12 protein-coding genes are annotated in these 15,226 nt (G+C 44.8%); 2 read left to right on the top strand and 10 right to left on the bottom strand.

Annotated elements, in window-relative coordinates:
* Nucleotides 1-3 precede the first annotated feature (3 nt).
* Both mdcA and HPL003_RS20365 read right to left on the bottom strand, forming a co-directional pair.
* On the bottom strand, nucleotides 4-1,650 hold the full coding sequence (gene mdcA / locus HPL003_RS20370) for a malonate decarboxylase subunit alpha (RefSeq protein WP_014281641.1): 1,647 nt from the start codon (nucleotides 1,648-1,650) through the stop codon (nucleotides 4-6).
* Nucleotides 1,647-2,486, bottom strand: a complete 840-nt coding sequence (locus tag HPL003_RS20365; protein WP_238533402.1) for an ACP S-malonyltransferase — start codon at nucleotides 2,484-2,486, stop codon at nucleotides 1,647-1,649. Before HPL003_RS20365 ends, mdcA begins: the two co-directional genes overlap by 4 nt.
* 200 nt (nucleotides 2,487-2,686) lie before the next feature.
* On the opposite strand from HPL003_RS20365, the gene HPL003_RS20360 reads away from it, so the two are divergent.
* Nucleotides 2,687-3,562 (top strand): LysR family transcriptional regulator, encoded by an 876-nt coding sequence (locus tag HPL003_RS20360; RefSeq protein WP_014281639.1) that lies wholly within the window; start codon nucleotides 2,687-2,689, stop codon nucleotides 3,560-3,562.
* 175 nt (nucleotides 3,563-3,737) lie between these two features.
* On the opposite strand, the gene HPL003_RS20355 is transcribed toward HPL003_RS20360, so the two are convergent.
* Nucleotides 3,738-6,041, bottom strand: a complete 2,304-nt coding sequence (locus HPL003_RS20355; RefSeq protein ID WP_014281638.1) for a beta-L-arabinofuranosidase domain-containing protein — start codon at nucleotides 6,039-6,041, stop codon at nucleotides 3,738-3,740.
* A 22-nt stretch (nucleotides 6,042-6,063) separates the two neighbouring features.
* A complete protein-coding gene (locus HPL003_RS20350) occupies nucleotides 6,064-7,296 on the bottom strand; it encodes a dicarboxylate/amino acid:cation symporter (protein ID WP_014281637.1) in 1,233 nt (410 codons plus the stop codon).
* 304 nt (nucleotides 7,297-7,600) lie between these two features.
* Between HPL003_RS20350 and HPL003_RS20345 the strand changes: the two genes are divergently transcribed.
* Nucleotides 7,601-8,503: a helix-turn-helix domain-containing protein gene (locus tag HPL003_RS20345; protein WP_014281636.1), complete on the top strand. Its 903-nt coding sequence runs from the start codon at nucleotides 7,601-7,603 to the stop codon at nucleotides 8,501-8,503.
* Nucleotides 8,504-8,603: 100 nt separating this feature from the next.
* Here the strand turns inward: HPL003_RS20345 and HPL003_RS20340 are convergent, their stop codons facing one another.
* The 6 genes from HPL003_RS20340 to HPL003_RS20315 all read right to left on the bottom strand — a co-directional run bounded on the left by HPL003_RS20340 (nucleotide 8,604) and on the right by HPL003_RS20315 (nucleotide 15,190).
* Nucleotides 8,604-9,254 carry a response regulator gene (locus HPL003_RS20340; protein WP_014281635.1) on the bottom strand — a complete coding sequence of 217 codons (651 nt, stop codon included), beginning with the start codon at nucleotides 9,252-9,254 and terminating at the stop codon, nucleotides 8,604-8,606.
* Nucleotide 9,255: 1 nt separating this feature from the next.
* On the bottom strand, nucleotides 9,256-10,479 hold the full coding sequence (locus HPL003_RS20335) for a sensor histidine kinase (protein ID WP_014281634.1): 1,224 nt from the start codon (nucleotides 10,477-10,479) through the stop codon (nucleotides 9,256-9,258).
* A 442-nt stretch (nucleotides 10,480-10,921) separates the two neighbouring features.
* A complete protein-coding gene (gene aguB, locus HPL003_RS20330) occupies nucleotides 10,922-11,797 on the bottom strand; it encodes an N-carbamoylputrescine amidase (RefSeq protein WP_014281633.1) in 876 nt (291 codons plus the stop codon).
* Between the two features lie 30 nt (nucleotides 11,798-11,827).
* The gene (locus HPL003_RS20325; RefSeq protein WP_014281632.1) at nucleotides 11,828-12,859 is read right to left on the bottom strand and encodes an agmatine deiminase family protein; all 1,032 of its coding nucleotides are present in this window, start codon (nucleotides 12,857-12,859) and stop codon (nucleotides 11,828-11,830) included.
* A 119-nt stretch (nucleotides 12,860-12,978) separates the two neighbouring features.
* Complete coding sequence (gene yfcE, locus HPL003_RS20320; protein ID WP_014281631.1) at nucleotides 12,979-13,530, bottom strand: phosphodiesterase; 552 nt, start codon at nucleotides 13,528-13,530, stop codon at nucleotides 12,979-12,981.
* Between the two features lie 241 nt (nucleotides 13,531-13,771).
* Nucleotides 13,772-15,190: a glycoside hydrolase family 1 protein gene (locus tag HPL003_RS20315; RefSeq protein WP_014281629.1), complete on the bottom strand. Its 1,419-nt coding sequence runs from the start codon at nucleotides 15,188-15,190 to the stop codon at nucleotides 13,772-13,774.
* Nucleotides 15,191-15,226 lie beyond the last annotated feature (36 nt).

Here is a 15,226-nt window from a genome sequence, read left to right as displayed (position 1 = left end):
GCTTTAAGACCAGCTCCGGAATTTAGCAGGAGGATTATATAACCCCTCTGACCAATCCACGAGATCGTTAATCGTCTGCGCAGCCAGCAACGAGCGCTTGGCTTGTCTACGCATGATCCCAAGATCCTCAGGGTAGGCTACAATTCCTCTATCACGTAACAAACTTACATCACTCTCATTACTTTCCATACCCAATGGCGTTACGCCTGCAACCGCCGCGAGTGCCTTCTTTCTCTCCTCAATGCTGTCTGTTTTGTAGAGATATGCGATACCTTCCTCTGTGAGGACGTGGGTGACATCATCCCCATAAATCATGACTGGAGTAGTGGCGAGTCCTGATTCATCCTTCACCTTGATAGCATCGAGCGAATCGACGAATACTGGCTTTTTGTTGGCACCATAGGTTTCAATCATCTGCACGACCAGTTTACGTCCTTTGGAGAGTTCCGTTGGACGCTCAATCATGTCAAGCCAGGCAGGAGTCGCATGTCGCCGACCACGGGGATCATGTCCCATATTTGGCGCTCCTCCAAAACCGGACAGTCTACCGGAAGTAACGGTAGACGAATTGCCTTCACCGTCCATTTGTAACGTCGATCCGATAAACATATCCACTGCGAATTGACCAGCAACCTGACACATCGCTCGGTTGGAACGCATAGACCCATCCTTGCCGACGAAGAACACATCCGAACGAGCGGCAATGTATTTCTCCATGCCAACCTCGCCTCCAAAGCTATGAATGCTTTCGACCCAGCCGGATTCAATCGCCGGAATCAAGGTTGGATGTGGATTTAGAGCCCAATGCTTGGCAATTTTCCCTTTCAAACCGAGCTGCTCTCCATAGGTCGGCAGCAAAAGCTCAATCGCTGCAGTATTAAAGCCGATACCATGATTAAGCGACTGAACCTGATGCTTTCCATAAATGCCCTTGATCGCCATCATGCCCATCAGGATTTGCAGCTCCGTAATGTTTTGCGGATCGCGGGTAAAGAGTGCTTCCAGCGCATAAGGTCTGTCAGCTTGTACGATCACGTCAACCCAGGACGCCGGAATATCCGTTCTCGGCAGCACGTCCACAATTTCGTTGACCTGCACGATTACAATACCATCCTTAAAAGCGGCTGCCTCAATGATCGTCGGAGTTTCTTCCGTGTTGTTTCCTGTATACAGATTGCCCTCACGATCCGATTTGTCCGCTGCTACAAGCACTACATCTGGAATAAGGTCAATGAAGAGACGACCGAATAATTCCAAATACGTATGGATGTCGCCGAGCTTCAGCGTTCCGTCATCAATCATTTGTGCGACACGCAAGCTCTGGGAGCCACTATAGGAAAAATCCAACCTCCCGGCAATGCCTCTCTCGAAAATATCCAAATGCTCAGGTCTTGAAATGCTGGACATAATCATATGCAGGTCATGCACCTTGCCTGGATCGACCTCCAGCAGCTTTTGGGACAGATAGGACGCCTGCTTCTGGTTATCCCCCTCCAGGACGACCTTCGCACCTGGCTCGATCAATGTCTCCAGCAGATCGACGATCCGGGATGGGTCAACGTATTTTCCATTCAGCCATTTGTTCACCTTTTCTAGTTTTTCCCGCTTTTTGTCACGTTTCTGTGACCATGAACGCAGCACCTTATTCATTCTTCTTGCTCCTTCCATTTTCTAATCAGATACTGGGTCGCTTCCAGACCAATCTCGTCCACAGCTATTTGCCGGGTTTCCTTGTGGGCCTGCTTGACGAGTACAGAAAGAGTCTGACCCGGAGGCATCTCGATGAAACAGTCAGCTCCCGATTCTACACAGACAGCCGCCATATCCATCCACTGAACGGGATATGCTACGTTTAAGGCAAGGTCCTCCGCGATTTTTTCCTTGGCTGTCGTCTTTCTGCCCGTATGATTCACCAAATATGGTATTTGAGCATCCTGCAAAGGAAAAGTGTGTATTTGCTCCAATAGCTTCTTGGCTACCTCTGACATCAGCGGGGAGTGTGAAGGGATCGGAACCTTCAGAAGCACTGTCTTAGAGGCCCCAAACTTCTTCACATGCATAAAAGCTTTATTTATCCCTTCCAATGAACCGGATACGACGATTTGCTGCTCTGCGTTCACATTCGAGAGATAGACAGGCGTCACCTCGCTATGAGAAAGATCCACGACTTTTTGAACCTCTGCCTTCGTAAGTCCGATAATCACACCCATTCCGTAGCCCTCAGGGAAAGCTTCTTCCATCAACCGGGCACGGAGCCACACGATCCGAAGCGCATCCTCGAACGAAAGAACTCCCGCGATGACCGCCGCAGGAAATGCACCAATGGAATGCCCTGCCACGAATTGAGGTCGGATTCCTTGCTCGATCAATTGGTAGGCTCTTGCCGTCTCCTTAACGAAGAGGGCCGTCTGGATCCAGACGGTTGAGCCCATAGCCACCTCATCGTCACGCAATTCAGTTCCGATGATGCTTGTTGCCTTTTTCACATACTCGGGTACATCTTGGAGCATTCCAGGAACCTGTGACCCCTGGCCGGGAAATGTAAAAACGATGTTCAGAATCTCACCACCTTTAGCTGATTCATCTTCTTTACATTGTCAATTGTAAGAAGTGAGCAATTACCTGTAAAATATATATATTCACATATGATCGATAACCTAATGGTTATAAAGGAGATTACTTCACTATGGATTTCTTGCAGCTTAAGTATTTTCAAGTGACCTCGAAGCATGAGCATGTCACACGTGCCGCAAACGAGCTTTATATCTCACAGCCTGCCCTAAGTAAAATGATTAGAAACCTGGAGACGGAATTGGGTGTGCAGCTATTTGACCGCGAAGGAAAGCATATTGTGCTGAATGAATACGGTAAGAAGTTCTTGAAAAGGGTGAACCAGTCGCTATCGGCCCTTGAGCAAGGTGTAACCGAAGTCAAGGAAATGAAAAACGAAAAGGTTGAGATCATCACGCTGTACGTCGCCGTCGGCTCTATGCTATTGCCCAAGCTTGTCGGAGAGTTTCGCGACCTCTACCCTCAAATTAGATTCAACCTGACCCAGCACCCTGCAAAGATAAAGAAAGGGCTAGCGTATGATTTTGCAATTACGTCCGAAGAGTTGACGGACAACGAGCGTGCGATCCTCCTGGAGGAGGAAATTTTGCTTGGCGTACCCACATCCCACCCTCTGAGTTCTCAGGACACCGTATTTCTGAAAGATCTAGAGCATGAGAAGTTTGTCAGCCTTACACCTGGCAATTCGCTTAGGAAAACAACAGACCGCTTTTTTACTCACATCCCTTTTGAACCGGACATCGTCTTTGAAAGTGATGATCCGGCTACGGTAAGGGGGTTGATTCAGACAGGACTCGGCATCTCCTTTATTCCTTCTATCCTGTGGAGGAACGTCGTTACCGAGGGCATCAAGCTGATTCCAATCAGCGAGCCTCGATGTATGCGAACGATCTATCTGTCCTGGCCTACTGGGGAACTGCACACCGATATAGAGAAATCGTTCTTCGAGTTCATCATTAGATTTTTCCGAGATATTGCTCACCACAAGTAAGGTTTTAAATGAATTTAAGTGATCAACATTTTTTTAGATATACATCTAATCGGTTATAAATACAAGTTTTTGTCCTTTTCGGCTAACGATATAAAAGGTCGCTTGCCTTTCTAAAAAAGGACCAAGCGACCTTTTGCAGTTTTTTCTTCAACACAGGAAATTTCAACAAAGGTAATCAGCGGGCAAGTTTAAAATACACATGATATCGTTCATCTTGAATTTGATACAGGGGAACAAACTTGATGCCATCCAAAACAAACGTCAAAGGACTATCCTTTTGTGGAATGATTTGTTCCAGAAATTCTTGTTCACTGTATGTCCAGGAGATGTAATCTTGTTCCCCGCTTATTGCAGCCAGCACGTACGGTCCATAAGTGAGGCTCATAAAGGTGTGGTCATTGGGAGCGCTCGCCAGTCTCAAGGAGCGGGGTAGCGTCAGCTCGATTTCATCCTCTTTCCATACTTTGCGCAGCTTTAAATATCCGTGTTCATACTCCAGATCGCGGCAAGGCTCTCCGTTTATCTTTACTTGAACAGGCTCTGATACCCAATCGGGAATTCTGAACATTAGGGTCGTTTCAGTACCGCCCTCGATATAAAAGTGGGCCTTCTCCAAGCTGCTCTGATCCCGCTTCTGAATTAGGCTGAGCCCCTGCTCGCTCCAATCCAGTTGTGATGGAATATACAAGTTCACATACAGCCTGTCTTCATCATAAAAATAAATGGCTTCCTGATATTTAAAATGATTTTCCAGACCAGTTCCATGGCAGCAGGTATTTTCATGTGTATCGAATTTCTTGATAGATCCGGGCGCTAAGGGCATAAAGTAGGTGCTGCCGCCCTCCGCTTTTTGGCTATTCTCTGAGGCAAGAATATGGTTATAAAGTGCCTTCTCATAATAATCCATATATGTTTTACGCGGGTTAAACTGAAAAAGCTCTTTGGTCAACTTCAACATATTATAGCTAGCACAAGTTTCCGCCGTTTTATCGGTGAGAAAACCGGCAATGGCGTCCGGCTCTCTGAACATTTCCGTTTCTCCGGCACCGCCGATGGAATAAATATGTCTTTGTGTCACCATCGTCCAGAAATTCTCTGCGATCTTGAAATAGGCCTTCTCCCCCGCAACCTCAAACAGCTTCAGCGCTCCAATCACTTGCGGGATGTGCTGGTTGGCATGCATATTTCCGAGAGTATCCACATTCTCCTTCATCGGAAGGAACAGTTTTTCATTGTCAAAATATTTCGCCGTTATTAAATAATGCTCATGGCTGGTGATCGCATATAATTTGGCCAATACCTCATTCATACCCCCAAATTCCCCGGCAATATACAATGACCACATTTTATGCAGCTGCTCTCTCGGAAGCCGGCTTAGTCGGTTGTGAAGCCAATGGCCCAGCTTATCGCAAATTTCCAAAGCTTCCCTCTGGCCCGCAAGCTGGTAACAATCTAGCAGACCGGCCATAATCTTGTGTAACGTATAGTAAGGAGCCCATATTTCCGGATAAGTTGTGTACTGCTCCAGCAGATTAAACTGTTCTTCCGAATAGGCGCTCAGGAAACCCCGGCCATAGCCTGCCTGTTCAGACAGGGCTGTTTGGCATTTGCCCAATTCTGCAACCATGTATTGAATTTTCCCCAGTAGCGCGGAATCCTCCGTGGCATTATAAGCAAGCGCCAGCGCAGAAAGATAGTGTCCAGTAGTATGTCCCTTCAGATTGCATTCCGGAGCGTCCCACCCCGTCATTGGCTGCGCGCCTTTGGTGTCAACAGCCGCCGTCGCTCTGAAATTATACAGCATCTGGTCATCGTCCACTGACCGCACATACTGCAGGAAACGGTCCATAGCCGCTCCAAATTCGCTTTCCTTTTCCAGTCTTACGTCGTGTCCCTTAAATTCCTTCACCTGCTTGGCGTGAGCGGCTGTTTCCTCAACCTCATCCATCACTTGAATGGTGGCCAAGGCTTTCAAAGGGCTTCCTTCCACTTTACCGTGGATTGAAAAAATTCCCGTTTGCCGATAACCCTCCTCTTTGACCAGGTCCCAGGAAACCTGGCTTACCGTGTAGCTTCCGGTATCATTTTTCACAATGACGACGGTTGGCAGTTCCGGTTGTTCTCCAACGTTCGTGCGCATGGTTAACGGATTTACTGCAACGATCTTTGCTTTATATTCTTCTTGGAGAACTGTTGCTTCAAATGTCTTGCGGGTTACCTCTCCTTCATATGTCAACGTTGCGACAAGGGTAACTTTCCTATTGCCTACCCCAAAGGTAGGTCTGGTAACCTTACCTGTATGACTTATAAATAGAGTCTCTTTAGATTCCCATATAACGGAAGAACCATACTTACCCTTCAGCGGAAGCTTCAAATCGGCTTCTACTGTATTTAAGTTTCCCAAATAAATCGCATTACCGTCCAGTTCCGTTAATTCTTTCGCGCTTGCCGAACCGACGGCGTTTTTCCCCAGTTCCATCTCCCATCCGCCTTTCTATACTCTACGCCTGTGTTACAGCGCCTATTTTTTGTTTGATCCAGTTCTTGCCCTCGATAATCCGTGAAATCACCATGCAAAAGGCCGGATCGCCGGTTACATTTACCATAGTGCAAAACGGGTCTGTAATCGTTCCCAAAATAACCAGGATCGGAACCGCTTCCATCGGAAAGCCGAAGGCGGTACAGATGAACAGTTCCCCAATAAAACCACCGCTGGGAATTGTACCTACAATAATTCCGCTTATCAAAGCTACCAGAACGGCCTTGATCATATCTCCCGTGCCCATCGTCATATTAAAAATCCCGAACAAGAAAATAATTTTGATCATTTGAACGGCGACTACACCATTTTTGTGCATGTTTGCGCCAAGCGGCACGATAATGTCGCCGATTTCATCGGGAATACCCATTTGCTTCACGGCCAGTCTGTTCACAGGGATACAAGCCGTACTGCTGCATGTTCCCATCGCCGTGGTAAGCGGCAGCCATATATTTTTCCAAAAACGCTTGATTCCGGTTTTACCTCCGCCAAAATAAGTGGCCAAAAAGGAGAACAGAATGAAAAACAATATACAAAAAACCACGTAAATAATGGATGCCCGGGCAACAGACCAGACAATTTGATTGCCTACCTTGCCGATTAGTGTCGCGAAATAGCAGGCAATGCCTACAGGAGCGTAATACATAACAATGGAAACGATTTTATTCAACACAGAGGATAAACTACTAAGCAATTTGGAAACCGGAGCTCCCTCTTCTCCAATGGAGCTTACGGAAATTCCAAACAGGATTGCAAAAACAATCAAGGCCATCATATGCTTTAAGGACAACAATTCAACGAAATCGCTTACAGTTATCAAACCGACAATGTCCAGCGAAGCAGCCGCCTGATCTTGAACAGCCTTCCCAAAGCTAACCTCAGCGTTCAGGGCCGGATTAAAGATCAGACCGGTGATCAATGCCAAAACAGCAGTAATGATGCCCGTAACCACCACCACCAAAAAGAAAATGCCCAATATTTTCCCCAGCTTTTTCAAATTGGTCATGCTCGCTATAGAACCGGCTATGGACACAAACACTAGCGGCACAATAATCACAAATACCATGTTCAGAAAAACATCTGCAAAGGGCTGCAGAACTGCAGATTTTTCACCCATAATCGTGCCAGCGATCGCGCCCACTAAAACACCAGCCAGCAGTATAATCGAAAATTTATAGTTTTTTAAGACTTGCACCCTTCTTCCCCCCCGGTAAATTATGAAATGACAGGCTCATTCCGTCGACTGAATGAAAGCGCTAAACTTTTTAAGCGGACCGACTTATGGATATAAGTATGACACCCTGAAAGGGGGAATAAAATCATTAAAATAAACCAAAAATATAATATTATTAGCTTTAAAAATATAACATTATTATCATTTTAATTTTTTTTGATTCGTGAATATCACACTTATTTCCAGCCTGAATTTTGAATTCATTGATCATTTCGACGTTTCTATGCTATGGTTTATATAATAAAATTGATTCGAGGTGGTAGAATTGCTATACATCCATTTCAGTTGTCCTCCTTTGCCTCATCTTATCGTCGGGGGGGTATCGCTGTTCCGAAAAGGAGATCTTCACGAACGCCGCGTTCTTGAGCATACCTTTGACCTGATATTCGTCTTTTCGGGAGCTCTTTATCTGGAAGAGGATGGGCGCAAATATACGATCGAGCCCGGCCAATATTTAATTTTGACACCTGGCAACCTGCATAAAGGCTACAAAGCCTGTACTTCCGATACGACCTTCTCCTGGGTTCATTTCTATACAACGGGAGATTTCTTCTATTCCGATAATCCCATCACTCATGTCGATTCTAAAATGAACAAAACGAAATACTATAAAAAAGATGTGTTTTATATTTCGCTTCCCCAATACGGAAGGATTGACGATAGTCTGCATGAAACTCTCAAGAATTATATGGACAGCATTTCACAGGTCAAAATTGACAAATATCATAATGAGAAGCTGTTTTATTCATCGACAAAATCCCAGATCGAATACCAACAGTTATTTCTGAAAATATTAACGATTTTTTGTGATTTACGTGAACACGAAAAAGAAAAGGAACTGGCGGATGAAATTTTCGATTATTTTTCTTCGCATTATCAGAAAGCTTTCGATTTGAACCAGCTTGCTGCCCAGCATTCCTTTCATCCGGCTCATATCATCCGCTCCGTAAAGAAAAAATACGGACTGAGCCCTTTGCAATTGCTGCTCTCCATCAGGGTCCAAAAAGCAATGAAGCTTCTGGCAGAAGAACGTCACTCCGTCGGGGAAATCGCATCTCTTGTCGGCTTTACCGACTCTTCTTACTTTTGCAAGCAGTTCAAAAAGGGCACTTCTTTAACGCCTTTGCAATACCGCAATCAGACGCGACAACAAATCTTTGATACATGACCAGTAATGCAGTTTATAAACAAAAAAATCGTACATAAGGGCAAGCACCTTATGTACGATAGGGCAAATTCGAAATGACATATGTTTTTATTTACCAATTTCAAAGGTGCAAAATGCCTCGTTCCAAAGACACGGCTACCGCTTCAGATCGGGAATCGACACCCAGTTTATTGTAAATATTCGTTAAATGTGCTTTCACGGTCCGCTCCGAAATTCCTATGTCGAACGCAATTTCTTTGCTCCTAAGACCCCGTGCAACGGACTGTAATATAATCCTTTCTTTCTCGGTCAGAATTGAAGTATCTTCATGCTGCTCGCTTTTGACCTCTCTCTTACTTGTTTTAGCAAAAACTCTTGCTGTAATTTCCGGCTGAAGAAGTGTCTCTCCCCTTAACGCGGATTCAATCGTCCGAAATAGATTCTCACGGCTGGTATCTTTTAATAAATAGCCTTTCGCCCCCAAGGAGAGTCCCTGAATCATTAAATCATCTTCGTTATAGGTAGTCAGGATAATAACAGGTGTTTCATTTTGCCGCTCTTTTAAAGCCTTCATCGTTTCCAACCCACTCATTTGAGGCATATATAGATCCATTAGGATGACATCCGGCTGAAGTTCCTCAATCAGGGTAAGTGCTGTTGCCCCTTCTTCCGCTTCACCCACAACTTCGTAGCTGTCATTTGTCTCTAGAACAAGCTTTAGCCCTTCTCTAACCACCCAATGATCATCTACGATTAATATTTTAAATTTCATGTTATGTCTCCTTTAGAAGAGGTGCCTCAACTTTAATAGACGTGCCTTCCTGAACTGTGCTGTTAATATGAATCGTTCCGCCCAGCAAACGCGTCCGTTCATGAATGCCTATTAATCCATAATGTCCTGCTTGTTTGGCAATATTATCTGGATTAAAGCCTTTTCCATCGTCACGGACCCCCATAGAAATCATACCTTGATTATCCAAAATATTGATCCATACGTTCTTGGCATGCGAATGCTTGGCTACGTTCGTAAGACATTCGCTTATGATGTGTAGCCCATGCTCAATCAACAGCCTGGATACCGAAGATTTAATCTTGATGTCCACTGCTGTTCGAATGCCGGTAGCCATCGTAAAACGCTGCGCTTCTTCCCGGACTGCATCAGCAAAGTCGACTTCCGAAGCCGATTTTGAACGCAGATTGTCTATAGCACGTCGTGAGTCAGCCAAAGCCTTGCGCGCCTGGGACATGGACTGTTGAACGATTTCATGGGCTCTCTGCGAGCTGCCTTTTGTCAGATGGGCATCTACGGCTTCCATCTGCATAATCAGGCCAGCAAGACCTTGAGCCAGTGTGTCATGCAGATCCCGGGCCATGCGTTGCCGCTCATTGGCTAACGTAAGCTCTTCCACTTTTTGATGTGCAAGCTCCAGTTCATTAAGAAAGTTTTGGGTACGAATCCGCGCATTGACTTGTCTGTAGAAAAGAACAGAATAAGCAGCTACGACAATAACAATAAGAATAAGCAACGCAATAAACAGTACAGAGTTCTCGGCATCGTGACGCCATACAAGAGCAAGGCAAAAAATAAGGTAGAAACCAAAAAAAATCATTACAACCTTTTTGATTTGATAATAAATACCGATGCTTTGACCGATTAAAATCGGGATTAACCCAACCAGTACAATCGGAAAACTGTCAGGTAGAAGAAGAGCGCTTGAAAAGATGATTCCTGCTTGAATTATAAAATAAGTCCATGAACCGTATTGTAGAATTTTACGAACATGCCAGTACAAAAGTACATGCAGCATCATTACCAAAGAGAACAATATAGTTTGAAGTGGGAGTGTTTTGGATACATTTTGAAAAACAATCCCATCGAAATAGATCAAAATAATCCACAATATAATAGGTACTCTGGATATGTTAAGTCGATCATTTTCGCTATCGTTTATTTTTAAATCTACATCTTGATCATGTTCATTGGATTCTTTGCCCATAGTCCACCTCTTTATTCCTTTAGTGCAAACTCATTTTATTTTATCACTTTGTAGCTTAGTTAAAAATAAGTAAGATTGTTTCTCAAGCCATTTTACAAAATACTGAAGTAAAAAAAACGTACACATGGGCGAGGACATGTGTACGTTTGGGCAAAAGTAGATATATATATGCTAAATATTCAAGATCAATCATAAATTTTCCCATTTATCTTTATAAAAAAGCAAATATGCTTTACTTAAGATGACTTTAATAATCATGTATAACGGGATAATCAGCACTATTCACAGTGGATTAGCCTCGTCTGGTAAAATAGCAGAAAGTGCCCCATTCTGTTCGCTCAAGCATTCAAAAAATCCCCTTCCCGAAAAGCCGAGCGAATCCGAATGAGGGAAATGCCTTGGCTTATCAGTAAGGGGAACCTTGTCTATGTTCGTATAAATGTTATACTTTTAAATCACCATCATAGGTAGCAATCATTTTGTATAGTTCCGGGCGGCGGTCACGGAAAATGCCCCATTCAATCCGCCCCACTTCCAGCTCGTCCAGATCAAATTCAGCAGTAAGCACTTCCTGATCGGTACGACCAGCTTCTGCAATTTTGTTACCCTGTGGCCCAGCAATAAAGGATGAACCGTAGAATGTGATACTGGAGTCCTCATCCGTTTCAGTTCCAATGCGGTTGGAAGCAATGACTGGAATCAGATTGGAGGCAGCATGCCCGAGCATGCAAGTCTGCCAGTGATCCTTGGAGTCAATGGAAGAATCCTGCGGTTCCGAACCAATGGCTGTTGGATAGAACAAAATTTCTGCACCCATCAGCGCCATACAACGGGCAGCTTCAGGATACCACTGATCCCAACAAACGCCTATCCCAATTTTGGCATATCGTGTATTCCATACTTTAAAACCGGTATCTCCCGGATTAAAATAAAACTTTTCCTCATACCCGGGACCATCCGGGATATGGCTCTTGCGGTATTTACCCAACACTTCACCATCCGCATCAATCACAGCAAGGCTGTTGTAGCGGGCGTAGTTTTTTTTCTCATAAAAGCTGATTGGCAGCACAACCTGCAATTCCTTGGCAATCTTCTTAAAATGGTTAACCGCCTTGTTATGCTCGAGCTCGGTTGCATATGCAAAATAATCGGACTTTTCCTTCTGGCAGAAGTACGGAGTCTCGAACAATTCCTGAAGTAAAATAATCTGCGCGCCTTGCGCAGCCGCTTCACGTACCAGCTTCTCAGCTTTGCTTATATTTTCATCAATGTTGGTAGAGCAGCTCATTTGGGTTGCTGCCACTTTTACTTTTCTCACGTCAGTCCTCCTCATGAATGTTTATATAGTTCAATTATTTACAGCAGGCATCTGCTGAGTAGTGCAGTGTACGTTACCACCTTCACGGATGACCGCCATGCCGTCCACGGTACGAATGGTACGTTCAGGAAATACATTTGCCAGCACCTGCTCAGCTGCGCGGTCGCTTTCAGTAGCAGTGCCGCCAAACACCGGCAAAATAATGCCGCCGTTCACAAAATAGAAGTTGATATAGCTCAGCGTCAACCGACTGTCGTCAAAATCCACGCGCGGCGGTTGCCCGATTTGGATCACTTCCAGCTTGCGGCCTTTTGCATCCGTTGCCTGCTCCAGAATGCGCAGATTTTCCTGCGTGATTTTGTAATTTTCATCCATAGGATCATCGCATACTTGCATAATGACCTTGCCGGGAGCAGCAAAGCAAGCAATATTGTCCACATGCCCATCCGTTTCGTCGCCACTAAGTCCACGTTTCAGCCAAATAATCTTCTCAACGCCTGTATATTCACAAACATATTGTTCGATTTCTTCCCTACTTAATTCCGGATTGCGGTTCGGATTCAACAAACACTCTTCCGTTGTAATCAGTGTGCCTTCGCCGTCTATGTGCAGTGAACCGCCTTCCATCACAAGCGGTGCATCAAACCTCGGTAATCCAAGCGTGTCCAAAATTTGCGGCGCTACCTGATCGTCCAGGTCCCACGGGGCGTATTTGCCGCCCCAGGCATTGAACTTCCAGTTCACTCCTGCCAACTGCCCTTGCTCATTCGTTAGAAAAGTAGGGCCGTTGTCGCGCAGCCACGCATCGCTATGCTCTATCGGTAGCAGCTCCACTCGTTCCCCGAGCTCAAGCGCTTGGACGCTCTCCAAATCAGATGGATTTACCACCACGGTAACTGGTTCGAACTCTGCCATGGCGCGTATAATTCCAGCGTAGCCCTTGCATACATCAGCATGCATATCCGGGTAGACCATGGAAGACTGTACAGGCCAGGAAATATACGTACGTTCATGCGGTGCCCATTCAGGCGGCATCTTATACTGTGAATCCTTAATTTGCATGTGTTGAAACTCTCTTTCTTTTTCGTAATGTAGACTCCGTTCCTATCATACAATAATATGATCTTTGTCTCAATCAGATCAAAAAAGTTTTGAACGGATCCCATTCAAGCTAAAATGAATTACAATGAAAATGTGATCGTTTTAATCGTGTCGCCATCAAAATCCTTAACCGTGAATTGCACTCCCTCCAATAACCCATAGGATGGAGGATAGTTTTCCTTCGGCAACGCTATCGAACCAGGGTTCAGTACAAAAACGCCCTTTTCCACATCCGCTACCGGAATATGGGTATGTCCCTGGATGAACACATCCCCCGTTTCCAATGGTGGTAAGTTACCGATACTGAAGCCATGTCCGTGCGTGACATAGATGCGCCGACCTTCATGGTACAATAAAGCATAATCGCCCATCATCGGGAACTCCAGCAGCATCTGATCCACTTCTGCATCGCAGTTTCCGCGTACGGCCACTGCAATATGAGACTTGTACTGATTCAGCACAGCGGCCACTTCCGCCGGATTATACCCTTCCGGTAGCCGATTACGTGGTCCATGGTACATATAGTCTCCGAGCAGGACAAGACGGTCCGCTTTTTCCTCCCTGAATTTTTCCAGTGCCAATTGTAACCAGTGCAACGAGCCGTGAATATCCGATACAAACATAAGTTTCATAATGGTTCATTCCTTCCTGAATATGCTCCTTACCGTATCATAGTCTTCTGACAATCACTCGTCAGTAATAAAATTATCAGCTAAGGGCCTGTTTGTGATGCAAACAAAAGTAAGCGACCGCTTCCCTGTACAATAGCAGGAAGCGGTCGCTGTATAAAATTCTTTTTCGTTGTCTGCTTGAAACTTTTTTCACTGTCTACCATCAGAGGATCATAGCAGGTCTGATCAAGCAAGCATCCTTTTATTTCCGTCGCAAGCTTGCACCATTGGTCGAAATAACATCTTTGTACCAATGGAACGATTTCTTCCGATATCTTTCAAGTGTGCCGCTTCCATCATCATGACGGTCTACATAAATATAACCATAACGTTTTTTAAGCTGAGCTGTCGATGCACTAACAACATCGATGCAACCCCAAGACGTATAACCCATAACTTCTACTCCGTCGTCAATGGCTTCCCCGACTTGAACCAGATGATCATTCAGATAGTTAATCCGATAGTCATCTTCAACGGTTTTTTCACCTTTTTCATTGGTGATCAGCTCGTCAACGGCGCCCAAACCATTTTCAACAATGAATAGTGGTTTTTGGAAGCGGTCATAGAATGTGTTCAGTACATAACGCAAGCCTTGGGGATCAATTTGCCAGCCCCACTCGCTTGCCTCGAGATGCGGATTGCTGACACCACCGAGGATGTTACCTTCACCTTGGACTTTTTTAGCTTCGTCGGCTGTCTCACAAGTGCTCATATAATAGCTGAACGAGATAAAATCAACCGTATGCTTCAAATCTTCGGCATCACCCGGTTCAAAATGAATAGAGATTCCGTTTTCTTTAAAGAAACGTTTCATATAACCTGGGTATTGACCTCTTGCATGAATATCCGCAAAAGCCATGTTTCTGTGATCAAACTCCATCGCAGCGATCACATCGTCTGGATTAGGTGTCAGCGGATAAGTAGGCATGCTTAGCACCATACAACCAATTTTGAAATCAGGGTTGATTTGATGACCGATTTTCACCGCTCTTGCACTCGCCACAAGCTCATGGTGAATGGCTTGATACAGATCTTGCTTAGTAAGCTGATCTTTTGGTGTGCTAATCCCGCCGCTCATGAATGGAGCTTCAAGAATGGAGTTGATTTCATTAAATGTCAACCAGTATTTTACTTTATTTTTGTAGCGTTTAAATACGGTTGTAGCATAGCGCTCATAAAAATCAACAAGCTTGCGGTTTACCCAACCGTCGTATTCTCTGGACAAATGTAATGGTGTTTCATAGTGAGATAATGTAACGAGTGGTTCAATACCATATTTATGAAGCTCGTCAAACAAATCATCATAAAATTGCAGTCCTTTTTCGTTAGGCTCCAGCTCGTCCCCTTTTGGAAAAATACGCGACCATGCGATAGAGGTCCGAAACACCTTGAAACCCATTTCTGCAAAAAGTTTAATATCTTCTTTATAATGATGATAAAAATCAATACCAATCAACTTCATATTATCTTCTGTTGGCACATCCGTAATTGCTCCCCAACCACCACGAGGGGTTACATCCTGAATAGACCAGCCTTTTCCATCTTCTTGATAAGCGCCTTCGAGCTGATTGGCAGCAACTGCGCCGCCCCACAGGAAATCTTTTGGAAACTGTGTACTCATTGTTCTCTCCGCCTTTACTTATGTTTTTCATTAACT

It is taken from the genome of Paenibacillus terrae HPL-003 (assembly GCF_000235585.1).
In the GTDB taxonomy this organism is placed as follows: domain Bacteria; phylum Bacillota; class Bacilli; order Paenibacillales; family Paenibacillaceae; genus Paenibacillus; species Paenibacillus terrae_B.
Note: the sequence above shows the minus strand (reverse complement) of the source record. Positions and strands in the feature narration are given on the sequence as shown.

What these genes read in the sequence shown, in the direction of transcription:
- mdcA (WP_014281641.1), bottom strand. Translation starts at nt 1,650, where the DNA reads ATGAATAAGGTGCTGCGTTCATGGTCACAGAAACGTGACAAAAAGCGG.
- HPL003_RS20360 (WP_014281639.1), top strand. Translation starts at nt 2,687, where the DNA reads ATGGATTTCTTGCAGCTTAAGTATTTTCAAGTGACCTCGAAGCATGAG.
- HPL003_RS20355 (WP_014281638.1), bottom strand. Translation starts at nt 6,041, where the DNA reads ATGGAACTGGGGAAAAACGCCGTCGGTTCGGCAAGCGCGAAAGAATTA.
- HPL003_RS20340 (WP_014281635.1), bottom strand. Translation starts at nt 9,254, where the DNA reads ATGAAATTTAAAATATTAATCGTAGATGATCATTGGGTGGTTAGAGAA.
- HPL003_RS20335 (WP_014281634.1), bottom strand. Translation starts at nt 10,479, where the DNA reads ATGGGCAAAGAATCCAATGAACATGATCAAGATGTAGATTTAAAAATA.
- HPL003_RS20325 (WP_014281632.1), bottom strand. Translation starts at nt 12,859, where the DNA reads ATGCAAATTAAGGATTCACAGTATAAGATGCCGCCTGAATGGGCACCG.
- yfcE (WP_014281631.1), bottom strand. Translation starts at nt 13,530, where the DNA reads ATGAAACTTATGTTTGTATCGGATATTCACGGCTCGTTGCACTGGTTA.
- HPL003_RS20315 (WP_014281629.1), bottom strand. Translation starts at nt 15,190, where the DNA reads ATGAGTACACAGTTTCCAAAAGATTTCCTGTGGGGCGGCGCAGTTGCT.